Origin of the sequence: Burkholderia sp. WTPI3 (genome assembly GCF_021483755.1) — a bacterium.
Lineage (GTDB): Bacteria > Pseudomonadota > Gammaproteobacteria > Burkholderiales > Burkholderiaceae > Burkholderia.
In genome coordinates this window covers 1-24,724 of the sequence record NZ_JAGIXF010000001.1, presented here as the reverse complement: position 1 = coordinate 24,724, position 24,724 = coordinate 1, and the positions used below count along the sequence as shown (strand labels likewise).

Here is a 24,724-nt window from a genome sequence, read left to right as displayed (position 1 = left end):
GGGAACCTTTTTACAATGCCTGCACGGCGCTCGCTTCAATTTCGCCGACGGGTATGTAGCCACGTGACGTGGAGCCTCGATCCGCCGCACAGTCATGGATCGAGTCGCCGCCGAACCTCGCATTCACACAAGGACAATTGCGAATGGGAAAGCTCACTACCCACGTACTCGATACGGCACACGGTCGTCCCGGCGCTGCCATCAAGGTGGACCTCTACGCGCTGGACGGCGAATCGCGCCGCGCGATCAAGACCGTACTGACCAATAGCGACGGCCGCTGCGACGCACCCCTGCTCGAAGGCGCCGCGCTCGCCGCCGGCGAATACGAACTCGTGTTCCATGCCGGCGACTACTTCGCGTCGCTCGGCGTGAAGGTGCCCGAACCCCGTTTCGTCGACCGCGTCGTGCTGCGCTTCGGCATCGCCGACACCGCATCGCACTATCACGTGCCGCTGCTCGTGTCGCCGTGGTCGTACAGCACCTATCGCGGCAGCTGACATACGCATCGGCTGCCCGCATCAAAGACAACGATCTGAGTCTGGAGGAGTTTCATGGAAGGCTTCATCACCGACTGGCTGAACCTCGCGCTGCGATGGCTGCACGTCATCGTCGCCATTGCGTGGATCGGCGAGTCCTTCTATTTCGTCGCGCTCGACAACAGCCTGAAACCGCCTACCGATCCGAACCAGCGCAAGCGCGGCGTGTTCGGCGAACTGTGGCACGTCCACGGTGGCGGTTTCTACAACATGCAGAAGTACACGGTCGCCCCGCCGGAAATGCCCGATGACCTGCACTGGTCGAAGTGGCCGTCGTACACGACCTGGCTGTCGGGCTTCTCGCTGTTCTTCGTGCTGTACCTGCTCGCGCCGAACACCTACCTGATCGACAAGAGCGTGCTCGACATGGGTCCGGTGGTCGCCGTCGCAGCCGCACTCGGCTTCCTCGCGGCCGGCTGGATCGTCTACGACTCGCTGTGCCGCATCCTCGGCACCAACGATCGCGTGCTCGGCATCTGCGTGGGCATCTACGTCGTCGTCGCCGCGTATCTCGCCTGCCACATCTTCTCGGGCCGTGCGGCGTACCTGATCGTCGGCGCAATGCTCGCGACGATCATGTCGGCGAACGTGTTCTTCGTGATCATCCCCGGCCAGCGCAAGATGGTCGACAAGATGCTCAAGGGTGAAGAGCCGAACCCGATCTACGGCAAGCGCGGCAAGCAACGCTCGGTGCACAACACGTATTTCACGCTGCCCGTCGTGTTCGCGATGCTGTCGAACCACTATGCGATGACCTACACGAACAAGCTCAACTGGGTCGTGCTCGTGATGATCATGCTGGCCGGCGCGCTGATCCGTCAGTTCTTCGTGATGCGTCACCGCGGCAAGCAGCTGTGGTACCTGCCGATCGGCGGCGTCGCACTGCTGTCCGGCGCACTGGTATGGACGATGCCGAAGCCGGTCGCACCGGAAGCGCAAGCCGCCAACGCGCCGAAGGTCGTGATCGCCGACATCATGCCGGTCCTGCAGCAGCGCTGCGTCGAGTGCCACTCGGCCAAGCCGACGCTGATGGGCAGCGCGCCTGCCGGCGTGATGTTCGATACGCCGGACGAAGTGTCGAAGAACGCGCAGCGCATCTATGAACAGGCCGTGCGCCTGAAGGCGATGCCGATCGGCAACGTCACGCACATGACCGACGACGAGCGCATGAAGCTCGCCGCCTGGTTCGAGGGTGGCGCGAACAAGTAAGTCGCCGTGCGCCGGATGTCGTTTGCCGGCGCCATCCTTTCCGTTCGCGGGCCCGCAAACGGGCCCGTTTTTTTTGCCTGCCTCGAATGCGCCGTACGCTAGCCGCGCAACGCGTCGCGCTGCAGCGCGACGAGCGCATCGAACGCGCGCGGGCCGTCGTCGAACGGCACGAAGATGTGATCGTGATACGCGGCGGCCATCACGTTGCAGCTGATGCCGGCTTCGCCGAGCGCCCGTGCGAATGCCGCCGTCAGGCCGACCGCCTCGAGGTCCGAGTGCACGGTCAACGTGATCCACGCGGCACGAAACAGCACCGGCCAGCCGCGCCGCCCGGCCGTCTCCTCATCGACCACGACCGTCATGCCCTCCGCTTCGCGGAACGTCGCAATCGCTTCGGATAACGATATGCTGGCATCGGACGGCAGCGCGACGAAGACAAACGCGCCGCGATGCAGTTCGGGTTGCATCATGCGCAGCAGGACTACGAGGTTGTTTTCAGGCTGGCTCATCGGAAAACGCGTCCGGAACCGGACGTCGGGCGGTGACGATGCGGGCACGATAGCACGCGGCCGGGCGAAGGCTCGATCAGGAATCCGGCGCTCCGGGACGACGACGCGGCCGCATGGCCGGTGGCCGGTGGGCTCGGTGGTGTGAAGATGCGCATCGTGCGTATGAACGGGAACCGTTCGCCACGCCGCGATGCGCGCGCGGCGGGCATAAAAAAACCCGCGCGAATCGCGCGGGCTTCATCGTCAGGCTGCTACGGACGTACAACTCAGGCCGTCACCGCATCCAGAGCGTCCTCGGTGAGCCACAGCGATTCCTGCAGGTCCTGTTCGTTCAGGTTCAGCCCTTCACCGCCGCGATCGACGACGATGAAGTCGCTGACACCGCCCAGCGCGATCAGCGGGTGATGCCACACGCCCTTCGCATAGTTCACGCCCTGCCACCCGCTCGTCACGAACGCGCGGATCTTCGACGGGTCGAGATCGCCCGCCGGCGCGACGACGACGAGATACGGCTGGTCGTTCAGCGGCACGAACGCCTGGCTGCCGAGCGGATGACGCTCGAGCATCTTCACCTCGAACGGCAGCGTGCGCGGCTGGCCACGGAACAGGTTGACGAGCGTGCGGCCGTCTTCGTCGGTCACGTCGACTTTCGCGAGATCGTGAAAGCGGATCGTCGTGCCGAGGTTGATCGGAATCTGCTTCGCGCCTTCAGTTTCGATCACGTCGCCGAACGGCGCGAACGCTTCCCTGGTCAGCGGTTCGATTGCAAGCGTCTTCATTTGTCGAGCGTCCCCCACAGACGCAGGCGCGATACGCCGCCGTCCGGAATGATGTTCAGGCGCACGTGGGTCACCGGACCCAGCGACGCGATTTCCTGTTCGAAGTAGTGCTGCTTGTCCATCTGCAGCTTCTGCTCGCCGAGCAGCACCGGCCAGAACATCGACTGCGTGATCAGCGAGCTGTCGGTGCCGCCCGACACGTACGCGGCCTGGATCGAGCAGCGGTCCGGGTAGTTGCCCTTGAAAAACGCCGTATCGACTTCGATCTTGCGGATCACGCCCGGCTGCGCGAGCGCGATGATCGCCCAGTCGTTGCCAGGTTCGCGGCGGCGGCGGGTTTCCCAGCCGTCGCCCATGTTCACGCCGCGGCCCGGCAGCAGCAGGTTCGACGCGACGCCGAAGTGCTGGTTGTTCGCCGCGACCACGTAGCCGCCGTTCTCCATCGCCGCGAGATCGAACTGCTCGGTCGCGCTCGCGGCGGCCCAGTCGAGCTGCGGCTGGCCGTATACGCGCAGGCGCGCAATGCCGCCGTCCGGATAGATATTCACGCGCAGGTGCGTGAACGCACGGGCGTCACTCGCCGCAACGTAGTGATGGCTGTTGCCCTGCAGCGTCGTCGACGGCACGATCTCGACCCATTCGGTCGTGTGCGTCGGCGCGCCGTCGGCCACGTACGCGGCCTCGATCGACGCGGCCGGCGGGAAATTTCCGGTGAAATGGCTCGTGTCGATGTCGAAACCCTTGATCACGCCCGGGCGCGCGAGCTTGACGATGCACCAGTCGTAGCCCGTCGTGCGCTTGCGGCGCGTCTCCCAGCCGTCCATCCACTTGCCGTGGTCGTCGTACTTGCCGGGAATGAACACGGCCGGCTCGGGGTTCAGCATTCGGTCCTTCGGCGCGAAGAAGTCGTCGCTGGCCTCGAGCGCCTGCGCACCGAGACGCGGGTCGGCGAGGTTCACGTAGCGCCGCGTGAAATCGGGCGCGTCGGGATCGAGAAGCGCAACAGCCATGATGTTTCCTTGTTTCAGTGATGCGATCAGGCCGCTGCCACGCAGCAGGCCGTATTGCGGTGTTAGGCGTCGATCAGGTCGTCGAGGCGAAAGCGCGCGATCCGGTAGATCTGGTCGAGACTCGCACGCAGCTCCTCGGCACGCGAATGATTCACGCGCGCCTCGAAGTTCGCGATGATGCCGTGCCGGTCATAGCCGCGCACCGCGAGGATGAACGGGAAGCCGAACTTCTCGCGATACGTGCGGTTCAGCGTCAGCAGCTTGTCGAACTCTTCCTGCGTGCACTGGTCGAGGCCCGCGCCGCTCTGCTCGCGCGTCGACTCGGCCGTCAGCTCGCCGCGCACGGCGGCCTTGCCGGCCAGCTCCGGGTGAGCGTTGATCAGCGCCAGCTGGCGCACTTCGCCGCTCGTCTCCACCGCACCCGACATCGTCTTGTGCAGCGCGTCGATGCTCGCGAACGGCCGCTCGCCCGCGGCGATCTCGGCCACCCACGGCGAATGTTCGAAGATCCCCGACAGCGCCGCGACGAATGCGCTCGGCGCCATCGTGTTCAGTTGATCCAACGTGTAACGCATCGCCTTCATGCTTTCCCTTCGTTTCGATGATTGGGCTGATACGGATGATGTTCACGCCAATGACGCGCGATATCGACACGGCGCGTCACCCATACGCGATCGTGCTTTTCGATGTGATCGAGGAAACGCTGCAGCCCGCGGAAACGGCCCGGCCGGCCCAGCAGTCGGCAGTGCATGCCGATCGACAGCATCTTCGGCGCTTCGTCGCCTTCCGCGTAAAGCACGTCGAATGCGTCGCGCAGGTAGTCGAAGAAGTGGTCGCCGGTGTTGAAGCCCTGCGGCGTCGCGAAGCGCATGTCGTTCGTGTCGAGCGTGTACGGCACGATCAGCTGCGGCGACGTGCCGCCGCCCGATACGGCAACATCCATCCAGAACGGCAGGTCGTCGCCGTAGTTGTCGGAGTCGTACAGGAAGCCGCCGTATTCCGCGACGAGACGGTGCGTGTTGGGGCTGTCGCGGCCGGTGTACCAGCCGAGCGGACGCTCGCCCGTCACGCGTTCGATCGCCTCCATCCCGAGACGCATGTGCTCGGCTTCGAGCTCGGGCGTCATGCTCTGATAGTGGATCCAGCGCCAGCCGTGACATGCGATTTCGTGGCCGAGCTCGACGAATGCCCGTGCGAGTTCCGGATGGCGTTCGATCGCCATGCCAACCCCGAATACCGTCAACGGCAGCCCGCGCTTCTCGAATTCGCGCAGGATGCGCCACACGCCGGCCCGCGAACCGTATTCGTAGATCGATTCCATGCTCATGTGACGGTCCGGATACGCGGCCGCGCCGACGATTTCGGACAGGAACTGCTCGGAGCCCGGATCGCCGTGCAGCACGCAGTTCTCGCCGCCCTCCTCGTAGTTGAGGACGAATTGCACGGCGACGCGGGCGCGCCCCGGCCAGTTCGCCTGCACGGGATGGCGGCCGTAGCCGATCAGGTCGCGAGGATAGTTGGGATCGAGTGACATGGTTCGAAGTGCGACGAAAGCTTGCTGAAATAATGGGTTCGCATCGGCCCGCGCGGGTGCCGGAGGCCGCCGTGCGGGGCCGATGCGATGACGGCCCAGTGTAGCGAAAAGGTTCATACGCGCCCATACAGCGGCGCAGATAGTGCGTGTCAGACGGCGTGTATGTGCGGTTGCGGCAAATTCGGGACCGGTTCCGAAGCGGCAATCCCGCTTCGGGCCGCGGCGGCGGCCGGCGCAGCCGCCGGCGGCCCGTCCGGCGGGCTGAAACGCGCGAATTCGCCGTCATAGCGCTTCGGCAGCGGCTGCGCGTAGTCGCCGCGTTTCGCGGTCGCGAGCCGCAGCGACACGAGCGCCTCGGCCCACTTGACGGCCGCCGTGACGCCCTCGACCACCGGTGCGCCGATCTGCTGCTCGATCTCGTGCGCGAACTCGGCCATCCCGGCACAGCCGAGCACGATCGCGTCGGCGCCGTCCTCGTCGAGCGCGCGCCGGCATTCGTCGACGATGATGCGCCGCGCGGCCGAGCCGGGCCGGTCCAGCTCGAGCACCGCGACGTCGGTCGCGCGCACGTTGCGGCAGAACCGCTTCATCCCGTAGCGCTCGGCAAGATGCCAGGCCATCCCGCACGTGCGCGCCAGCGTCGTGACGACCGAGAAGCCCGGCGCGAGCACGCTGGCCGCGTGCATCGCCGCCTCGGCGATCCCGATCACCGGCCCGCGCGCGACCTCGCGCGCCGCATACAGGCCGGGGTCGCCGAAACACGCGATCACGTAGGCATCGACACCGTCGCGCTCGCCGTGCACGATCTCGGCCAGGAGCCCCGGCGTCGCGAGCGCCTCGTCGTAATACCCTTCGATCGACGGCGGCCCCATCGGCGGGCTCACCGCGACGACTTCCGTGCCTGCGGCCGCGACTTCGCGCGCGCAGCGCCCCATCGCGTCGGTCATCCGCTGCGTCGTATTCGGATTGATCAGCTTGATCTTCATCGCGTACTCCTCAGGCCTTCGTGTTCACGAGCAGCCGGTAGAACAGAAAGCCGAGCCCCGCGCCGATGAACCACGAGAAGTTCGCGGCGGCCTGCCAGCCCGGCACCATCACGCAGACGATCGCGATCACTGCGGCCGGCAGCAGCGCGGCGAGCGCGCGGCGGTTCACGCCGCCCGTGTACCAGTACGCGCCGCGCTCCGACATCGTGTAGAGATCGTCGCGCACGAGCCTGCCGCGCTTGACGAGGTAGAAGTCGGCGACCAACACGCCGTACAGCGGACCGATGAACGCACCGAGCACGTCGAGCGTGTAGTGGATCACCGCCGGGTTGTTGAACAGGTTCCACGGCGTGATGAAGATCGATGCGACGGCCGCAAGCATCCCGCCCGCGCGCCAGCTGATCAGCCTCGGCGCGACGTTCGAGAAGTCGAACGCCGGCGACACGAAGTTCGCGACGATGTTGATGCCGATCGTCGCGATCGTGAAAGTCAGCGCGCCGAGGATCACGGCGGTCGGATGGTCGATGCGGCCGACCGTCTCGACCGGGTCGGTGATGAGTTCGCCGAACACCGGCAGCGTCGCGGCCGTCGTGATCACCGTGACGAGCGAGAACGCGAGGAAGTTGACGGGCAAACCCCAAAAGTTGCCGCGCTTTACGTCGCCGAACGAGCGGCAGTAGCGCGAGAAATCGCCGAAATTCAGCATCGGCCCGGAGAAGTACGATACGACGAGCGACACGGCCGTGATCATCACCGGTATCACTTCCGCGCCGTGATACTTCACGCCGCCGAGGTTGATGCCGATGTTGCGCCAGCCCGCGCGCCACACCATGTAGCCAGCCAGGATGAACATCACGACGTAGACGGCCGGGCCCGCGAAGTCGATGAACTTCTTGATCGTCTCCATCCCGTTCCAGAACACGAGCGCCTGCAGCACCCACAGCAGCATGAAGCCGGCCCAGCCGATCGCCGACAGCCCAAGAAAGCCGTAGCGATGGACATCGGCGTACGGCATCCATTGCGGAAAGAACTTCAGCACGACGATCACGAGCGCGCTGGACGCGAGATAGGTCTGGATGCCGTACCACGCGATCGCGATCAGCCCGCGGAGCACGGCCGGCACGTTCGCGCCGAGCACGCCGAACGTCGCGCGGCAGGCGACCGGATACGGCACGCCGATCTGCTGGCTCGGCCGCGCGATCAGGTTGCACAGCCGGTTCACGATCGTGATGCCGACGATCAGCGCGATCAGCACCTGCCAGCTCGTCAGCCCGAGTGCGAACAGGCTGCCCGCGAACACGTAGCCGCCGACGCTGTGCACGTCCGACATCCAGAACGCGAAGATGTTGTACGAACCCCATGTCTGATTTTTTAGGGGTGCCAAATCTTCGTTGTACAAACGTCGGCTGTAACCGTCCGGCAACGTGGGATCGCTGCCCTCGCCGCCTTGTTCCGCCGGATACGCGCTGTCGTGCGCGACACTGAACTGAGCCATGACTTCTCCTTGACGCGGCCGGACAGCCGCTCCACCGTCATCGATATCGCTCCGGATCGTCGCCCGGAGTCGGACTGGCAGCCGGCGGCATATACCGCCGGCCTGCATTGCTCTCGTTCTGTGGCGCGCGGCCGGGTTCGCGTCGCCGCTCAGGCGCCGCCGAACACTTCGCGCAAATCGACCTGCCCTTGCGCGGGCCGGTCCAGCATCTTCAGTTCGACATGCTGCAGGTGGTGCGCCATCAGCGTCACCGCCCGCTTCGAATCGCCCGCTTCCAGCGCGGTCAGGATCTCGTCGTGGTCGTCGCACGAGCACGGGCTGCGCCCGTGCGATTCGTACAGCGCCGACATCAGCGTCGAGCGTGCGACGAGCCCGTCGAGACACTCGCAGAGCGTCGCATTGCCCGTCAGCGCCGCAAGCGCCGTATGGAATTCGCCCGACAGGCGGATCCATGCCGCGAAGTCGTGCCGCTCGAACGCACGGCGCTCCTTGTCGATCAGCGCGGCGACGCCCTTCAGCCGCTTCGCGCCCGGGCCGGTCGCGAGCCGCTCGACGACGGCCAGCTCGACGATCCGGCGCATTTCGAACACCTCGTGCACGTCCTGCAGCGTCGGGCTCGCGACGAACGCACCGCGGTTCGGCTCGAGATCGACCAGCTTGTCGGCCGCGAGCTGCGCGAGCGCCTGCCGGATCGGCCCGCGCTTCACGCCGAACACGTCGCAAAGCTGCGCTTCCGTCAGCTTCGCGCCGGGCGCGAGCCGATGCTCGAGGATCGCGGTACGGATCCGCTCGGCGATCGCTTCGGGACCGGCTGCGCCGGACGGGTGGGAATCGGGCTCGTTCATGATTTGCATCGCGTGATGGTCCTCATCCTAGAACGGACATAAAGATTGTCAACAATTCTTTTCTCGATATGCGCACAATCGGCGTGCGTCTCGATGTGCCGAATCGGTGCGCACCGCCTCGAATCCATGTACATCAAGCCTCTCAGGCTGGCCAACAGCCGATCACGGCGTATACCCTCGCGGCCATTTTGTTGACAAAAATGGTGCGTAATACAGTGCCGACGCGATCGGTGTCGACGCAAAATAAGGACCGTTAGTTGCACATTTACTTAAAGAAAAAGGCGGGAAATCCCGCCTTTCGATCCTACCTGACCGTCGCACCCGGCCGACTCAGCCGAGATGCGGATAGTCCGACAGCGTCAGCCGGAAGCCGTGCGCATTCGCGACGAGTTGCGCCTTCGCGCCGAACGGCAGCGTCAGCAGGTCGGGCACGTGACCGAACTGCAGCCCCGTGACGACCGGAATTCCGACCACCGAGCGCACCTGGTCGATCATCGCCTGCATGTCGTAGCCGTTGTCGTATTCGAACGGCCGCGCACCGGTGAACTGGCCGAGCACGAGCGCCTGCTGGCGCGCGAGCAGCCCCGACAGGTGCAGCTGATAGATCATCCGCTCGATCCGGAACGGCTGTTCGTTGACGTCCTCGATGAACAGGATGCCGCCTTCGATATCGGGCATGTACGGCGTGCCGACGAGCGACGTGAGAATCGCGAGGTTGCCGCCCCACAGCGTGCCGGTCACGTTCACGGTCTGCACCTGCGGCGCTTCGGCGACGATCGTCGTGGCCGGCTGCGACAGCGTCTGCCAGAAGTGCTGCATCGTGAAGTCGCTCGGCGTTTCGGCGCCGAAGTCGGCCGACAGCATCGGGCCGCCGAAGGTCTTGATGCGCGCCTTCGCATACAGCGCGAGCTGGATCGCGGTGAAGTCGCTGTGGCCGACGAGCGCGATCGGCCGGTCGCGCAGGCGCCGCTCGAGCCCGAGATAGTCGAGCCCGTGCAGGATGCGCGCCGCGCCGTAGCCGCCGCGCACCGCGAGCGCGATGTCCGGCAGCGGCCGCTCGGGATCCGCCAGGCGGTTCAGGTCCCCCGCCCGCTCGCCGTCGGTGCCGCCGAAACGCTGAAAGCGGCGCTGCGTCGCCTCGATGTTCTCGATGCGATGCTGCGCGCCGCTCGAGCGGTCGGGCGCGGGGTTGATGGCATCGGGCGCGTGCGGATAACCGGACGGGGCCAGCAGGGGGGGGGGGTAGGACGCGGCGGGCTGGAAGGACAGGGCGAAAGGAATCGGGTCGTCAAACCTGCTTAGAGGGTCCGAACCGTCTCCGGTTCACGGGCCGGGATCGCAGCGACGCTCACGGGAGCCGGCCGCTGCGCGAGACGATGCGCCTATGACGCGCCGGCCGCCGCGTCGCGGGCCAGCCGCGCTTCGCGCAGCGCTCGGCGGCGCTCCGCGAAGAACGACTTCAGCGCAGCGCCGCACTCGTCGGCAAGCACGCCGCCGGTCACGTCGGTATGGTGGTTGAGCTGCGGATTGGCGAACGCGTCGATCACGCTCCCGCACGCACCCGTCTTGGGATCGGCGGCGCCGTACACCACGCGGGCGATACGCGCATGCATGATCGCACCCGCGCACATCAGGCATGGCTCAAGCGTCACGTACAGCTCGCAGCCGGGCATCCGGTAATTCTGCAGATGCTGCGCGGCCATGCGCAGCGCGGCCATTTCCGCATGAGCCGACGGGTCGTGGCCGCCAATCGGATGGTTGAAGCCGCGCGCGATCACTTCGTCACCGCGCACGAGCACCGCGCCGACCGGCACTTCGCCGGCCGCGCGCGCCTCTTCGGCGGCAGCCTGCGCGAGACGCATGAAATGCAGGTCGCGCGCCGACACGGGCGAGGCTTCGGAAACAGGAGAAGGCGCGACGGATTCGGTTGCCGCGGGGTGCAGCGCGTCGGCGCTCACATCGGCCCCGCTTCGGCCGACACTTCGTCGAGCCCGCGTTCGCACAGACGTTCCGCGATGCGCCGGCAATAGTCGCGCGGCATCACCATCGGGCCGCCGCGCAGCGATTCGAGCGCCATGTCGAGCGCGAGAATCTTCGCCTGCAGCCGGCAACGCGCGGCCCGGTCGCTGACCGCCTGCAGTTCGTCCTGCAGATTGCGCAGCGCGCGCAGTTGCTCGACGGCCGGCGGCACGAAACCCGCGTTCTTCAGGATACGGTTAGCCACCCGCACCTCCTCGGGTACGAGCAGGTCGTCGTCCAGCGCCTGCGGCGCGCCGGCACCCGGCAAGTCGTCGAACTCGCCCCGCGCGGCGGCGGCGATACGTTGTTCGACCAGTGCGTCAAGCAATCTCATCAGTCAATCGGAACAATGCGGCAGCCGAATTCTAGCAGGGTGACGCGCGGATGACAGGCTCTTCGAAGGTATGCTCGATATGGTGTTTTTTAGGGGCCAAATCGCCGCGCATGCGTGCCGATCGGCGCGATTTGCCGCTCTGCTGCGCCGCAGCAGGCTCCGCGCGGGTTTAAGGCTGTCTGGCTCGCGCGCCGTCCGCCCCCGTTTTTTATTTTGTCTCCTTGCGAATCGACGTTCGTTTTGCTGCCGAAACCGCCCTTGCGCTACTGCCCGGTCACACGGCAACCGTTTGCGACGGCGCCTTCGGAAACGGCCTGAACATCAACGCGACGGCGAACGCGGCGATGCCGATCACGAACGATCCGATGTACAGCCAGCCGTAGCTGCCGAGCGCATCGACGATCAGGCCGCCCGCGACGGGCCCCGCCGCCATCCCGAGGCTGCCGGCCATCGCGCTGCCGCCGATCACGGTGCCCATCATCCGCAGCGGGAAATTCTCGCGAGCGAGCACCGAATACAGCGGCATCACGCCCGCATAGATGAAACCGAACAGCATCGCGACCGCGTAGAACCCGTCGAGCGTGCGCACGAAGTAGTAGCCGAGCGCGCCCAGCGCCTGCGCGAGCAGCCCGGCCGCCAGCATGCGCTTCGCGCCGAAACGGTCGCCGAGCAGCCCGAATGCGATCCGCCCGCCCATTCCCGCGAGCCCTTCGACGCTGTAGATCGACACTGCGGCGATCAGCGGAATCCCGCAGGTCACCGCGTAGCTGACCGTATGGAAGATCGGCCCGGAGTGCGTCGCACAGCAGAAGAAATTGGTCAGCAAAAGGACGATGAACTGCGGCGAGCGCAGCGCGTTACCGACCGACAGCGGCACCGGCGCACCGGCCGCCACCGGTTCGGCCGGCGGGCGGTCGAGCGCCGGCGGGCGGCGCACGAACAACGACGCCGGGATCATCACGGCGGCCGCCAGCACGGCGATCGTCAGCATCGACGCGCGCCAGTCGTGGCGTGACACGAGCCACGCGGCGAGTGGCGACATCGTCATCGGCGCCATCCCCATGCCGGCCGACACCAGCGACACCGCGAGGCTGCGGTGCGTGTCGAACCAGCCCGTCACGCACGCCATCATCGGCGCGAACACCGCGGCGGCGGCACTGCCGACACCCAGCCCGAAAATCAGCTGGAACGCGAGCAGCGACGGCGCGCGGCTCGCGAGCGCGAGACTCGCGGCCAGCAGCACCGCGCCCGTCGCGACCACCGCGCGCGTGCCGATCCGGTCGGACAGGCTACCCCACGCGATGCTCGCGAACGCCATCGCGATGAAACCGAGCGTCATCGCGGCCGAAATGCCGGTCATCGACCACCCCGTGTCGCGCGCGACGGCGCGCAGGAACACCGGCAGCGAAAACATCGCGCCGATCCCGATGCAGCTCAGCAGGCCGCCCGCGGCGACGATCACCCAACGGTATCGGGAATCCGGCATCTGGTAGCTCCTTTCTCTGTCTTGCAGGCATCGACGGGGAACCGGGCAGCGTTCGCGCATGGGCGCGGCGACGCCATCCGGTCGACATCGATACGACGAACGACACATCGGGAAATCGACAAGCGCGGCACGCCGGGTGCGAATTTTCGATTGTCGGCCGATTTGCGCCGGTGGCCAGGGGCCAGGGGGACCGATCGAAGTGCCGCCCGCCATCGGCTCCTTCATTCGTCCACGGAGTCCTCCGCTTTTCCGGAATCGGAAAGTCGAAATCAGAAATAGTTGGTTTGGGCGCGCGGGCCCGCTCACTACACTCCAGTCTTCTTGTCATAACAAGTGGACCGATGACCCCACCCAACGTCGTGCCGCTGTCGACGGCCCCGCTTTACGTGCAGATCAAGGACACGCTGCGCACGCGCATCCTCGACGGCACCTATGCGCCGCACAGCCGGATGCCGTCCGAGCACGAACTCTGCGCGATGTTCGACGTGAGCCGCATCACGGTGCGCCAGGCGCTCGGCGACCTGCAGAAGGAAGGCCTGCTGTTCAAGCTGCACGGCAAGGGCACGTTCGTGTCGAAGCCGAAGGCTTTCCAGAACGTGACGTCGCTGCAGGGTTTTGCCGAAGCGATGTCGTCGATGGGCTACGAGATCGTCAACCAGTTGCGCAGCTTTCGCACCGTCAAGGCCGATCGCCATCTCGCGACGAAACTGAATGTGCCGGAAGGTGCCCCGCTCGTCGAGATCCACCGCGTGCGGCTCTTGAACCGCGAGCCCGTGTCGCTCGAACAGACGTGGGTGCCCGAAGCGCTCGGCAAGCGGCTCGCGGGCGCCGATCTCGCGACCCGCGACATCTTCCTGATCCTCGAGAACGACTGCGGCGTGCCGCTCGGTCACGCCGACGTGTCGATCGACGCGATTCTCGCCGACGACGAAATCGTCGAGGCGCTGCGCGTCGAGGAAAGCAGCCCGGTGCTGCGCATCGAGCGGCTCACGCACGACGCGTCGGGTACGCCGATCGACTACGAATACCTCTACTTCCGCGGCGACGCCTTCCAGTACCGGTTGCGCATCGACCGGCAGAAGACTCGCCAACCTGCAAGGAATCCGCGATGAATACCCATGTACTCGAATACGACATCGTCGTGGTCGGCGGCGGCACGGCCGGCCCGATGGCGGCGATCAAGGCAAAGGAGCGCGACCCGTCGCTGCGCGTGCTGTTGCTGGAGAAGGCGAACGTGAAGCGCAGCGGCGCGATCTCGATGGGGATGGACGGACTGAACAACGCGGTGATCCCCGGCCATGCGACGCCCGAACAGTACACGCGCGAGATCACGATCGCCAACGACGGGATCGTCGATCAGGAAGCCGTGCATGCATACGCCACGCACAGCTTCGCGACGATCGAACAGCTCGACCGCTGGGGCGTGAAGTTCGAAAAGGACGGCACCGGGGACTACGCGGTGAAAAAAGTCCATCACATGGGCTCGTACGTGCTGCCGATGCCGGAAGGACACGATATCAAGAAGGTGCTGTACCGGCAGTTGAAGCGCGCGCGCATCGCGATCACGAACCGGATCGTCGCGACGCGCGTGCTGACCGACGCGCAGGGCCGCGCGAGCGGCGTGCTCGGCTTCGACTGCCGCACGGCGGATTTTCACGTGATCCGCGCGAAGGCCGTGATTCTGTGCTGCGGCGCGGCCGGCCGCCTCGGACTGCCGGCGTCCGGCTACCTGATGGGCACGTACGAAAACCCGACCAATGCGGGCGACGGCTACGCTATGGCCTACCATGCAGGCGCCGCGCTCGCGAACCTCGAGTGCTTCCAGATCAATCCGCTGATCAAGGACTACAACGGCCCCGCCTGCGCTTACGTGACAGGCCCGCTCGGCGGCTTCACCGCGAACGGCAAGGGCGAACGCTTCATCGAGTGCGACTACTGGAGCGGCCAGATGATGTGGGAGTTCTACCAGGAACTGCAAAGCGGCAACGGCCCGGTGTTCCTGAAGCTCGACCACCTCGCGGAAGAAACGATCCAGACCATCGAGCAGATCCTGCACACGAACGAGCGGCCGAGCCGCGGCCGCTTCCATGCGGGGCGCGGCACCGACTACCGGCAGCAGATGGTCGAGATGCACATCTCCGAGATCGGTTTCTGCAGCGGGCACAGTGCGTCCGGCGTGTACGTGAACGCCCGTGCGGAAACGACCGTGCCGGGGCTCTACGCAGCCGGCGACATGGCGGCCGTGCCGCACAACTACATGCTCGGCGCGTTCACGTACGGCTGGTTCGCCGGGCAGAACGCAGCCGACTACGTGGCCGGCCGCGATCACGCGCCGGTGGACGACGCGCAGGTCGCGGCCGAGCGCACCCGCGTGCTCGCGCCGCTTGCGCGCGAACGCGGCCTCGCGCCCGCGCAGGTCGAATACAAGCTGCGCCGCATGGTGAACGATTACCTGCAACCGCCGAAGGTGACACGCAAGATGGAAATCGGCCTGCAACGTTTTGACGGAATTATTGAGGATATCGAAGAAATCAAGGCAAACCATCCACACGAGCTGATGCGTGCTGCCGAAGTGCGGGCGATCCGCGACTGCGCCGAAATGGCTGCGCGTGCGTCGCTGTTCCGTACCGAGAGCCGCTGGGGACTGTACCACCATCGCGTCGATTTCCCGCATCGCAACGACGCGGAATGGTTCTGCCACACGTGGCTACGCAAGGGCGCCGACGGTGCGATGCGCAGCGAGAAGCGTCCGGTCGAACCCTACATCGTGCCGCTCGCCGACGACGAACGCAGCGCCTACGCGCACCTGCGCATCCGCGAACCGGCCGCACTCGCGGCCGCCCTGTGACTCCGAGGAGCCTTACCGTGCCCCATACCCCGCACGACATCTTCCTGCGCAGCAGCGCACCCGTGACGATCGACGAGGACCGCTGCATCGCCGACAAGGGCTGCACCGTCTGCGTCGACGTGTGCCCGCTCGACCTGCTCGCGATCGACGTGACCAAGGGCAAAGCCTACATGCAGTTCGACGAATGCTGGTACTGCATGCCGTGCGAACGCGACTGCCCGACCGGCGCGGTCAAGGTCGACATCCCGTATCTGCTGCGCTGACCCGGCGCGCCGCTTCCCCACCATCGGACCTACGACACATGAACCCTACGCTACGGAAGTTCCGCCTGCTCGCCGCATCGCTCGCGCTGTCGGCCGCCGGCCTCGCGCACGCCGAAACGATCCGCGTCGCGATCGGCACGCAGGACACGACGATCAACTGCGCGACCGGCGGCCTGCTGATTCGCGAGCTGCATCTGCTCGACAAATATCTGCCGCACACCGGCAAGTACCAGGACGTGGAGTACGACGTGCAGTGGAAGGACTTCACGTCCGGCGCGCCGCTGACCAACGAGATGGTTGCCGGCAAGCTCGACTTCGGTGCGATGGCCGATTTCCCCGGTGCGCTGAACGGTGCGGCGTTCCGCAAGGCCGGCCGCAAGAGCGTGTTCATCACCGTGCTGGACGGCAGCATCGAGGGCAGCGGCAACGGGATCGTCGTGCCGACCGGTTCGCCGGTGCGCTCGCTCGCGGACCTCAAGGGCAAGACGATCTCGGTGCCGTTCGCATCGACCTCGCACGGGATGCTGCTGCGCGCGATCAAGGCACAGGGCTGGAACCCCGATACCGACGTGAACATCGTCACGCAGGCGCCCGAAGTCGCCGGCAGCGCATTGAAGGCCGGCAAGATCGACGCGCATGCGGACTTCGTGCCGTTTGCCGATCTGTTCCCGTATCGCGGCATCGCGCGCAAGATCTACGACGGTGCGCAAACCCACGCACCGACTTTCCACGGCGCGCTCGTCGACGCGGACTACGCGCAGCGCTATCCGGAGGTGGTCGTCGCGTACCTGCGCGCCGCGATCGAAGCGAACCGCCTGCTTGCGCAGAATCCCGAGAAATACAGCCTGTTGATCGAAAAGGTCACCGGCATCGAGGCGCCGGTCGACTATCTGTATCACGGGCCGCTCGGCATCCAGACCCGCGACCTCACGTGGAAGCCCGAATACCGGCAGGCCGTCGCGACCGCCATCGACACGCTCAAGCTGCTGAAGAAGACCGACACCGCGCCCGATCCGGCGACCTTCATCGACGACCGCTATATCCGCGCCGCCTTCAAGGCGTCGGGACTCGACTACGATGCCGCGCTGAAGCTCTACGGCAGGCAGCCGCTCGTCGCGAACGACGCGACGACGGGCAAGCCGATCCGCGACTTCAACGACGTCGCGCAAGTCTGGCTCGTCGGCGACGAACCCGTGCGTCACTACGCGAGCCCTGCGGCCGCATTCGCCGCGCTCGGCAAGCTCGGCCCGGCCGCGAAGGTGCGCGCGGTCTTCGTGCACGACCATGCGAGCGGGCTGAAGCTGTTCGCGGACCAGGCGTGGTACGTGAAAGACGCGCACGGCGTGTTGAGCGCATTCCTGCTGAAGACGAGCGCCGCTGCGTACGCACAGCGGATATCCGGTTCGGTTGTCGACTACGCGGCCGCGAAGACCGGCGCCGTGCAGGCGCTTGCATCGCGCTGAACCTTCCCCTTCCTCTTCACCGACACCGGATATCCGCATGGCCGCCACCTTCGAGTTTGCCAAACGCCGCCTCTCCGAATCGCCGCGCGCCGGCGACACCCGCACCGCGCATGCCGCCGCGCGTGCGCGCCCGACCTCGTTGCGCCGCCGCACATGGCGAATCGCGTCGCTCGTCGCGTGCATCGCGCTGTGGCAGGCGGCCGTCCAGTGGCGGCTGTCGCTCGGGATCGTCACGTTCGCGAACGTGCCGGCACCGGCCGACGTCGGACCTGCGCTATGGTCGCTGCTGCATTCGCCGAAGCTGCCGATGCACCTGTTCGCGAGCATCACGCGCGTGCTCGCCGGCTTCGTCGCGGCGGCATTCGCCGGCGTCGGTCTCGGACTCGCGATCGGCCGCTATCGCGCGCTCGAAGACACGCTGCTGCCGCCGCTCGAAGTGCTGCGGCCGATTCCGGCCGTCGCGTGGATTCCGCTCGCGATCCTGATGTTTCCGTCGTCCGAACTCAGCATGATGTTCATCACGTTCGTCGGCGCGCTGTTCCCGATCCTGCTGAATACCGTGCACGGCGCCGAAGCCGTCGACCCGCGGCTCGTCGCGACCGCACGCAGCCTCGGCACGCGCGGCGTCGCGCTCTACGCGGAAGTGATCCTGCCTGGCGCGGCGCCGGCGATCTTCACGGGGCTGTCGATCGGGATGGGCACGGCCTGGTTCTGCCTCGTCACGGCCGAGATGATCGCCGGCCAGTATGGAATCGGTTACTTCACATGGGAGTCCTATACGTTACAGAATTACCCGGACATCGTCGTCGGGATGGCGCTGATCGGCCTGCTCGGGATGGGCAGCAGCCTGCTCGTCAAGCGAATCGGCACGGCGCTCACGCCGTGGTACGCACCGCGTGGAGGCCGGCAATGACCACCACCGCTCTTGCCATTGCCGCACCGGGCCGCGTCGGCGTACGTGCGCTGACGATCGAACTCGGGCCGCCGCATGCGCGCTTCGCGGCGCTCGATGCGCTCGACGTCGATATCGCCCCCGGCGAGTTCGTCTGCGTGCTCGGGCCGTCAGGGTGCGGAAAGTCGACGCTGCTCGGCGCGCTCGCCGGACACGTCGCGGCCACGCACGGCGAGATCGTCGTCGACGGCGAACCGGTCGACCGCCCGCATCCCGATCGCGGGCTCGTGTTCCAGCAGCACACGCTGTTTCCATGGAAGCGCGTGATCGACAACGTCGCATTCGGCCTGAAGATGAAAGGCGTGCCCGCGCGAGAGCGCCGCCGCGAAGCCGCCGCGCTGCTCGAACTCGTCGGGCTCGGCGACTACGGCGCGCACTACCCCGCGCAGTTGTCCGGCGGCATGCAGCAGCGCGTCGAGATTGCCCGCGTGCTGATCAACCGGCCGCGCATCCTGCTGATGGACGAACCGTTCGGCGCGCTCGACGCGCAGACGCGCCGCATGATGCAGACGCTGCTGCTCGACATCTGGTCGCGCATCGGTACGACCGTGTTGTTCGTCACGCACGATATCGAGGAAGCGCTGTTTCTCGGCGATCGCATCCTGATGCTGTCGCCGCGACCCGCGCGCATCGTCGCCGACATACCGGTGCCGCTCGCACGACCACGCACCGACGACAGCACCACCGAGTCCGCATTCGTCGACATCAAGCGCCGCTGCCTCTCGCTGTTGCGCCACGCTGTTTGATCGCACGCCCCTCACCGCTCAGCACCTTGCCCATGACCGATTCTTCTCCTGCTTTCCCGCTGCCCGGCGCGCTCGATCCAGACCTTGCCGGCCTCGTCGCGCGCGTCGCTTCGCCCGACGCACCGGTGCGCCGCCTTGCACTCCTTGAACTCGCCGACCTCGAGGATCCCGATCTAGTGCCGGCGTTCATTGCGGCACTGCGCGACGATCCGTCGGCCGACGTACGCGGTGAAGCCGCGCGCGTGCTCGGCGCGTGGGAACAGCCCGACGTCGTCGACGCGCTGTGTCACGCGCTGCTCGACCCGGACGACGGTGTACGCGCGACCGCTGCTCAAAGCCTGTCCGAGCTGAAGGACGTTGCCTCCGGTGCCGTGCTGTGCCGCTGGGCCGGACGGCCGGAGCCGTTCGTGCGCGGCGCCGTGCTGCGCGGGCTGCGCGAACTGCGCGACCCCGACGCGTTCGCGCCGGCACTGCGCGCGCTGGACGCGGACGCGGCGGCCGTGCGGGCGGAAGGCGTCGCCGTGCTCGGGTGGCTCAAGGACGCTCGCGGACTCGTGCCGCTTGCCCGCGTGGCGACGGCCGACGCTCATGCCGACGTGCGACGCATTGCGGTTGGCGCGGTCGGGTTTGCGGCATCGAGCGACACGGCCGTCGTGACCGCCTTGCTTGCGGCGTTGCGCGACGCCGAATGGCAGGTCCGCGAGGAAGCGGCCGCGACGCTCGGCAAGCTGCGCATCGCGACTGCGCGCGCGCCGCTCGTCGCCGCGCTCGACGACGATTACTGGCAGGTGCGATTGCGTGCGGTGCGCGCGCTCGGACAGTTGCGCGATGCTGCAGCAGCATCGGCCGTCGCCGCGCAGCTCGCCCATGCGATCAGCAACTTGCGCAAGGAGGCCGCGCTCGCGCTCGGCGAACTGCGCGATCCTGCGACGTTGCGCGCATTGCATGACGCGCTGGAGGATCGCGATCCCGAAGTCCGCAAGGCCGTGCGGATCGCCATCGCGCAGATCGAAGGGGGCGCACGATGATCGCGCCGACCGAGATCCTGCTCGACCATGCGGCCCGCGCATTGACGCTGCGCTGGCCGGATGGCGATACGCAACGCATCGACTATGCGCGGTTGCGCAGTGATTGCCCGTGCGCCGCGTGCAGGAAAATCCGGTTCGACGGCGGCAGCGTTCGCGCGCAACCGGGCCTGACGCTGGACAGTGTCGAAGCGGCAGGCTACGGCATCCGGCTACTGTTCGGCGACGGTCACGCGCGGGGTATCTATCCGTGGCCGTATCTCGCCGGACTCGGCAAAGATCAACCGGATACCGGCCGCGCTTCTCGCGGCGAGGCTGTGGGCTGAACGTCGAACGACCGGACTTCGATCTGCCGTTTCACCGTCGTAGCGGGTCGCGATCCGCTCGGCTTCAGCGCATCCTACCGACACGCGCCGCTGCGCCTGCCAGCATGCCCCCGCACGAGTCCGAAAACGCTGCGATACTGACGCCTGCGCGCTGCACTCCCCTTTCCCGAAGGAGCACGGACATGCAAACGGCAGTCGGATTCATCGGCCTCGGCGTGATGGGAACGCCGATGGCACTTAACCTCGCGCGGGCCGGCACGCCGCTCATCGTGTGGAGCCGGTCGCACGGCAGCGACGATGCACTACACGATGCCGGCGCGCAAGTCGTCGAACAAGTCGACGACGTGTTCGGCGCGTGCAGCACCGTGTTGCTGATGCTCGCGAACGACGCAGCGATCGATACCGTCCTCGCACGCGGCACGCCCGATTTCGCCGCGCGCGTCGGCGGACACACGATCGTGAACATGGGCACGAACTCGCCCGAATACTCGCGCGCGCTCGCCGACGAAATCGCTGCCGCATCCGGCCGCTACGTCGAATCGCCGGTGTCGGGTTCGCGCAAGCCGGCTGAAGCCGGACAGCTCGTCGTGATGCTGGCCGGCGCGCCGGAAGACGTCGACGCGATCCGCCCGCTCGTGAAGCCGCTGTGCCGCGACAGCTTCGTGTGCGGCGACGTGCCGGCCGCGCTGACGATGAAACTCGCCGTGAACCTGTTCCTGATCACGATGGTAACGGGCCTGACCGAGGCGACGCATTTCGCGCAACGTCACGGCATCGATCTCGCGCGCTTCGCCGACGTGCTAAACGCCGGCCCGATGGCCAGCGACGTGTCGCGCGTGAAGCTCGGCAAACTTGTCGCGTCGGACTTCGACGTGCAGGCGGCAATCACCGACGTGCTGAAGAACGCACGGCTCGTCGCCGAATCCGCGCGCAGCATCGGAATCGCGTCGCCGCTACTGGACATCTGCCATGCGCTCTATGGCGAAACCGAACAGGCCGGATACGGTTCGTCCGACATGGTCGCCGTGATTCATGCGATCGAGCAGCGCAGCGACGACGTGCGATGAATCTCAGGTACCCCAACCCGTTCGCGTCCGCCGACGCATAGGCCCGATCATGTCCGAACCCTCACGCTCCCCGACCGCCAATGCATCGCCGCTGCGTGCCGTTCCTGCCGTGATCGGCGTCGTGCTGCGCGAACGCGACGTGCTGCTCGTGCGGCGCGCGAATCCGCCGGACGCAGACCGCTGGGGATTCCCCGGCGGCAAGATCGAACCGGGTGAGCCGATCGCGGACGCGATCGTTCGCGAGCTTGCCGAAGAGACGACGCTCGACGTCGAAGCGCTCGACGTATTCACCGCGCTCGATTCATTCGATCACGATGCCGCCGGCCGCGTGCGTCAGCATTTCGTGATGGTCGCGGTGCTGTGCAAATGGCTGCGCGGTACGCCCGCTGCCGGGGACGATGCGCTGGAGGCGCGCTGGTTCGATCTCGGTGAACTCGAACGCGACGATCTGCCGATGAGCGCGGGCGTGCGCGACGTTGCGCTGCGTGCTGTCGCACGGGCCGCGGACATCGACAGATCGAACCGTCCGTGAGCGGCGCCCCTTAACGCTGGCAATCGTCGCTCAACGGCCAGCACCCTTTTATTTCGTGATGTGTCTTGCCGAACAAGCTGTCGATCAGAACGAATTCGCGCACGCGCCACGTAATCGGCGCAATCTCGCGCGGCCGGAACCGGTTTTCGCTGTACAGCAACGTGATATGAGGCGTGAAATGCCTGCTTGACGCGCGAACCCCGGCCCAGTTGAGCGCGTCGACCAGTTTCTGATGGAACTCAGTCAATGCACCCGGCACGACATCCGGGGTCAGTACCCACGGGAAATTCCCCGGCCGGCCTTTGAAACTGAGGATCCGGTCGAACGTCACGTCGAACGGCGCAGCGTGAATACGTTGCGCCGCCATGCACGCACGTGTGGCGACGCCCGACGGCACCCGCATGAACGGCCCGAGCGACTGTAACGTGATGTGGAAACGGTTGGTGTCCTGCAACCGGCCTTCGATGGACACCTCGGCCAGCAGTCGACCGGCCTGGTCCGCGATGCGCGCAGCGGTATCCGGATCGGGCTTCACCGCGAAGAACAGATGATGCTCCAGCCGGCCCGCTTCAATTCCGGGTAGCGTCAGTTGAGTCATGGCAGCATGGGCGATACGCCGAAGATGACGCTTCCATTATGGTCAATCGGACGACCATGTGCCGGCGGCATGAAAAGCGCCCGGCAGGTTTCCCTGCCGGGCGCTTCGCATCGTTCGATGCCGTCATCCGCTACCGGGGTATGCCCCAGCGCAGCATTACTCCCACTCGATCGTCGCCGGCGGCTTGCCCGAGATGTCGTACACCACACGGTTGATCCCGCGCACCTCGTTGATGATCCGGTTCGACGCGCGGCCGAGCAGCGCGTACGGCAAGTGCGCCCAATGCGCGGTCATGAAGTCGGTGGTCTGCACCGCGCGCAGCGACGTCACGTAGTCGTACGTACGGCCATCGCCCATCACGCCGACCGACTTCACCGGCAGGAACACCGCAAACGCCTGGCTCGTCAGGTCGTACCAGGTCTTGCCGACGTCGGCTTCGCCGCACAGGCCCGCTGCCGCATCCTGTGCGGTGGCGGTCGTGCCGCGCAGTTCCTCGATGAAGATCGCGTCGGCACGGCGCAGCAGATCCGCGTATTCGCGCTTCACTTCCCCGAGAATCCGCACGCCGAGGCCCGGGCCCGGGAACGGATGGCGGTACACCATCTCCGGCGGCAGGCCGAGCGCAACACCGAGTTCGCGCACTTCGTCCTTGAACAGGTCACGCAGCGGCTCGAGCAGCTTCAGGCCGAGCGTTTCCGGCAGACCGCCGACGTTGTGGTGGCTCTTGATCGTCGTCGCCTTCTTCGTCTTCGTGCCGCCCGATTCGACGACATCCGGATAGATCGTGCCCTGTGCGAGCCACTTCGCCTTCGACAGCTTCTGCGCCTCGGCCTGGAACACCTCGACGAATTCGCGGCCGATGATCTTGCGCTTCGCTTCCGGATCGGTCACGCCGGCCAGGTGGCCGAGGAATTGCTCGGATGCGTCGACGTGCACGACCTTCGCATGCAGGCGGCCCTCGAACATGTCTAGCACCATCTTGCCTTCGTTCAGGCGCAGCAGGCCGTGGTCGACGAACACACAGGTCAGCTGGTCGCCGATCGCGCGGTGGATCAGCGCGGCGGCCACGCTCGAGTCGACACCGCCGGACAGGCCGAGAATCACTTCCTCGTCACCGACCTGCTCGCGAATCTTCGCGACGGCTTCCTCGATGTGGTTCTTCATGATCCAGTCGGGCTTCGCGCCGGCGATCTTCAGCACGAAGCGCTCGATGATCTGGCGGCCCTTCACCGTGTGCGTGACTTCCGGGTGGAACTGCACCGCGTAGTAGCCGCGCGCCTCGTCGGCCATGCCGGCGATCGGGCAGCTCGGCGTCGATGCCATCAGCGCGAAGCCCGGCGGCAGTTCGGCAACCTTGTCGCCGTGGCTCATCCAGACCTTCAGCATGCCGTGGCCTTCGGCCGTCGTGAAATCCTCGATGCCGTCGAGCAGGCGCGTATGGCCGTGCGCGCGCATTTCCGCGTAGCCGAACTCGCGATGGTCGCTCCACTCGACCTTGCCGCCGAGCTGCACGGCCATCGTCTGCATGCCGTAGCAAATGCCGAGCACCGGCACGCCGAGATCCCACACGGCCTGCGGCGCGCGCAGTTGATGGTCTTCGTACGTGCTCGCGTGGCTGCCCGACAGGATCACCGCCTTCGGCGCGAACTCGCGGACGAAGTCGTCGGACACGTCGTTCGGGTGGATTTCGCAGTAGACGTGCGCTTCGCGCACGCGACGTGCGATCAGTTGGGTGACTTGCGAACCGAAGTCGAGAATCAGGATTTTGTCGTGCATGGCTGCGGACGGGATGAAGAGAATAAGAAAAGCAGCGCATGAAGCGCTGCGTCAAAAGCATGGACAGCGGCGTCGGGCGGCAGGCGGCTCGCGCGACGCATCGCCGGTCAATCCTGTGACGGCGGGCGCGCGTCGAAAGCAACGCTGCCTGATGCGCGATCGGATGCCGCCGACGTGCCTGCCGCGGCCGGCGCCGAAGGCGCCGCCGGGCGGCTGACGACCGGCTCGACACGCTGCGGCACGGGCGGCGGCACCGGTTCGACCGGACCCTTCGCGGCCCGCCCTTCGACCGCCTGCGCCTTCCCGCCCCGGCCCCCGGCCGATCCCAGCCCCCCCCCCCCCACCCCCACCCCGCTCCCCGCACACCCCGCCCCCCCCCACCCCTC

At 66.5% G+C, this 24,724-nt stretch carries 26 protein-coding genes; 12 read left to right on the top strand and 14 right to left on the bottom strand.

Translation table 11 applies throughout. The annotated features are described in order from the left end of the window. The first annotated feature begins 143 nt into the window (after window positions 1-143). The gene (gene uraH / locus J7024_RS00130) at window positions 144-497 is read left to right on the top strand and encodes a hydroxyisourate hydrolase (RefSeq protein ID WP_012364099.1); all 354 of its coding nucleotides are present in this window, start codon (window positions 144-146) and stop codon (window positions 495-497) included. 54 nt (window positions 498-551) lie between these two features. After that, window positions 552-1,745 (top strand): urate hydroxylase PuuD, encoded by a 1,194-nt coding sequence (locus J7024_RS00125; RefSeq protein ID WP_124830101.1) that lies wholly within the window; start codon window positions 552-554, stop codon window positions 1,743-1,745. A gap of 98 nt (window positions 1,746-1,843) precedes the next feature. Here the strand turns inward: J7024_RS00125 and J7024_RS00120 are convergent, their stop codons facing one another. The 12 genes from J7024_RS00120 to J7024_RS00065 all read right to left on the bottom strand — a co-directional run bounded on the left by J7024_RS00120 (window position 1,844) and on the right by J7024_RS00065 (window position 12,742). Continuing rightward, window positions 1,844-2,254, bottom strand: coding sequence for an ACT domain-containing protein (locus J7024_RS00120; protein WP_124830102.1), 411 nt, complete (start codon window positions 2,252-2,254; stop codon window positions 1,844-1,846). A gap of 266 nt (window positions 2,255-2,520) precedes the next feature. Beyond that, entirely contained in the window at window positions 2,521-3,033 is a 513-nt protein-coding gene (locus J7024_RS00115; RefSeq protein WP_124830103.1) for an ureidoglycolate lyase, read from the bottom strand. Further along, window positions 3,030-4,043 carry an allantoicase gene (gene alc / locus J7024_RS00110; protein WP_124830104.1) on the bottom strand — a complete coding sequence of 338 codons (1,014 nt, stop codon included), beginning with the start codon at window positions 4,041-4,043 and terminating at the stop codon, window positions 3,030-3,032. The genes J7024_RS00115 and alc overlap by 4 nt, the downstream gene beginning before the upstream one ends. Window positions 4,044-4,105: 62 nt before the next feature. Continuing rightward, window positions 4,106-4,627, bottom strand: coding sequence for a 2-oxo-4-hydroxy-4-carboxy-5-ureidoimidazoline decarboxylase (gene uraD, locus J7024_RS00105; RefSeq protein WP_124830105.1), 522 nt, complete (start codon window positions 4,625-4,627; stop codon window positions 4,106-4,108). Further along, window positions 4,624-5,577 carry an allantoinase PuuE gene (gene puuE / locus J7024_RS00100; RefSeq protein WP_034181156.1) on the bottom strand — a complete coding sequence of 318 codons (954 nt, stop codon included), beginning with the start codon at window positions 5,575-5,577 and terminating at the stop codon, window positions 4,624-4,626. The genes uraD and puuE overlap by 4 nt, the downstream gene beginning before the upstream one ends. Window positions 5,578-5,726: 149 nt before the next feature. Further along, entirely contained in the window at window positions 5,727-6,563 is an 837-nt protein-coding gene (locus tag J7024_RS00095; RefSeq protein WP_124830107.1) for an aspartate/glutamate racemase family protein, read from the bottom strand. 10 nt (window positions 6,564-6,573) lie between these two features. Next, on the bottom strand, window positions 6,574-8,058 hold the full coding sequence (locus J7024_RS00090) for an NCS1 family nucleobase:cation symporter-1 (RefSeq protein WP_234744701.1): 1,485 nt from the start codon (window positions 8,056-8,058) through the stop codon (window positions 6,574-6,576). A gap of 149 nt (window positions 8,059-8,207) precedes the next feature. Further along, window positions 8,208-8,912: a GntR family transcriptional regulator gene (locus J7024_RS00085; RefSeq protein WP_124830109.1), complete on the bottom strand. Its 705-nt coding sequence runs from the start codon at window positions 8,910-8,912 to the stop codon at window positions 8,208-8,210. Window positions 8,913-9,233: 321 nt separating this feature from the next. Beyond that, on the bottom strand, window positions 9,234-10,172 hold the full coding sequence (gene ldcA / locus J7024_RS00080) for a muramoyltetrapeptide carboxypeptidase (protein ID WP_234744727.1): 939 nt from the start codon (window positions 10,170-10,172) through the stop codon (window positions 9,234-9,236). A 113-nt stretch (window positions 10,173-10,285) separates the two neighbouring features. Further along, window positions 10,286-10,861, bottom strand: a complete 576-nt coding sequence (tadA, locus tag J7024_RS00075) for a tRNA adenosine(34) deaminase TadA (protein ID WP_124830111.1) — start codon at window positions 10,859-10,861, stop codon at window positions 10,286-10,288. Beyond that, window positions 10,858-11,256 carry a DnaJ family domain-containing protein gene (locus J7024_RS00070; RefSeq protein WP_175718023.1) on the bottom strand — a complete coding sequence of 133 codons (399 nt, stop codon included), beginning with the start codon at window positions 11,254-11,256 and terminating at the stop codon, window positions 10,858-10,860. The genes tadA and J7024_RS00070 overlap by 4 nt, the downstream gene beginning before the upstream one ends. Window positions 11,257-11,530: 274 nt before the next feature. Continuing rightward, a complete protein-coding gene (locus J7024_RS00065; RefSeq protein ID WP_175751315.1) occupies window positions 11,531-12,742 on the bottom strand; it encodes an MFS transporter in 1,212 nt (403 codons plus the stop codon). Window positions 12,743-13,083: 341 nt separating this feature from the next. Here J7024_RS00065 and J7024_RS00060 point away from each other — a divergent pair, with 341 nt between their 5' ends. The 10 genes from J7024_RS00060 (at window position 13,084) to J7024_RS00015 (ending at window position 21,964) form a co-directional block, all read left to right on the top strand. After that, a complete protein-coding gene (locus tag J7024_RS00060; RefSeq protein ID WP_124830113.1) occupies window positions 13,084-13,854 on the top strand; it encodes a GntR family transcriptional regulator in 771 nt (256 codons plus the stop codon). Continuing rightward, complete coding sequence (locus J7024_RS00055) at window positions 13,851-15,590, top strand: fumarate reductase/succinate dehydrogenase flavoprotein subunit (protein ID WP_124830114.1); 1,740 nt, start codon at window positions 13,851-13,853, stop codon at window positions 15,588-15,590. Before J7024_RS00060 ends, J7024_RS00055 begins: the two co-directional genes overlap by 4 nt. A 17-nt stretch (window positions 15,591-15,607) precedes the next feature. Further along, window positions 15,608-15,853 (top strand): 4Fe-4S dicluster domain-containing protein, encoded by a 246-nt coding sequence (locus J7024_RS00050; RefSeq protein WP_006755644.1) that lies wholly within the window; start codon window positions 15,608-15,610, stop codon window positions 15,851-15,853. Between the two features lie 38 nt (window positions 15,854-15,891). After that, on the top strand, window positions 15,892-17,316 hold the full coding sequence (locus J7024_RS00045; RefSeq protein WP_124830115.1) for an ABC transporter substrate-binding protein: 1,425 nt from the start codon (window positions 15,892-15,894) through the stop codon (window positions 17,314-17,316). Between the two features lie 37 nt (window positions 17,317-17,353). After that, window positions 17,354-18,229: an ABC transporter permease gene (locus J7024_RS00040; RefSeq protein ID WP_175751317.1), complete on the top strand. Its 876-nt coding sequence runs from the start codon at window positions 17,354-17,356 to the stop codon at window positions 18,227-18,229. Next, window positions 18,226-19,014, top strand: a complete 789-nt coding sequence (locus J7024_RS00035) for an ABC transporter ATP-binding protein (protein ID WP_124830117.1) — start codon at window positions 18,226-18,228, stop codon at window positions 19,012-19,014. The genes J7024_RS00040 and J7024_RS00035 overlap by 4 nt, the downstream gene beginning before the upstream one ends. Before the next feature lie 32 nt (window positions 19,015-19,046). Further along, entirely contained in the window at window positions 19,047-20,042 is a 996-nt protein-coding gene (locus J7024_RS00030; RefSeq protein WP_124830118.1) for a HEAT repeat domain-containing protein, read from the top strand. Next, window positions 20,039-20,365, top strand: coding sequence for a gamma-butyrobetaine hydroxylase-like domain-containing protein (locus J7024_RS00025; RefSeq protein WP_124830119.1), 327 nt, complete (start codon window positions 20,039-20,041; stop codon window positions 20,363-20,365). Before J7024_RS00030 ends, J7024_RS00025 begins: the two co-directional genes overlap by 4 nt. Before the next feature lie 182 nt (window positions 20,366-20,547). After that, window positions 20,548-21,432, top strand: coding sequence for an NAD(P)-dependent oxidoreductase (locus tag J7024_RS00020; RefSeq protein WP_124830120.1), 885 nt, complete (start codon window positions 20,548-20,550; stop codon window positions 21,430-21,432). A 49-nt stretch (window positions 21,433-21,481) separates the two neighbouring features. After that, window positions 21,482-21,964, top strand: a complete 483-nt coding sequence (locus J7024_RS00015; RefSeq protein WP_124830121.1) for an NUDIX hydrolase — start codon at window positions 21,482-21,484, stop codon at window positions 21,962-21,964. 10 nt (window positions 21,965-21,974) lie between these two features. On the opposite strand, the gene J7024_RS00010 is transcribed toward J7024_RS00015, so the two are convergent. Continuing rightward, window positions 21,975-22,562: a 2'-5' RNA ligase family protein gene (locus tag J7024_RS00010; protein ID WP_124830122.1), complete on the bottom strand. Its 588-nt coding sequence runs from the start codon at window positions 22,560-22,562 to the stop codon at window positions 21,975-21,977. Between the two features lie 156 nt (window positions 22,563-22,718). Beyond that, window positions 22,719-24,338 (bottom strand): glutamine-hydrolyzing GMP synthase, encoded by a 1,620-nt coding sequence (gene guaA / locus J7024_RS00005; RefSeq protein WP_124830123.1) that lies wholly within the window; start codon window positions 24,336-24,338, stop codon window positions 22,719-22,721. Window positions 24,339-24,724: the final 386 nt, after the last annotated feature.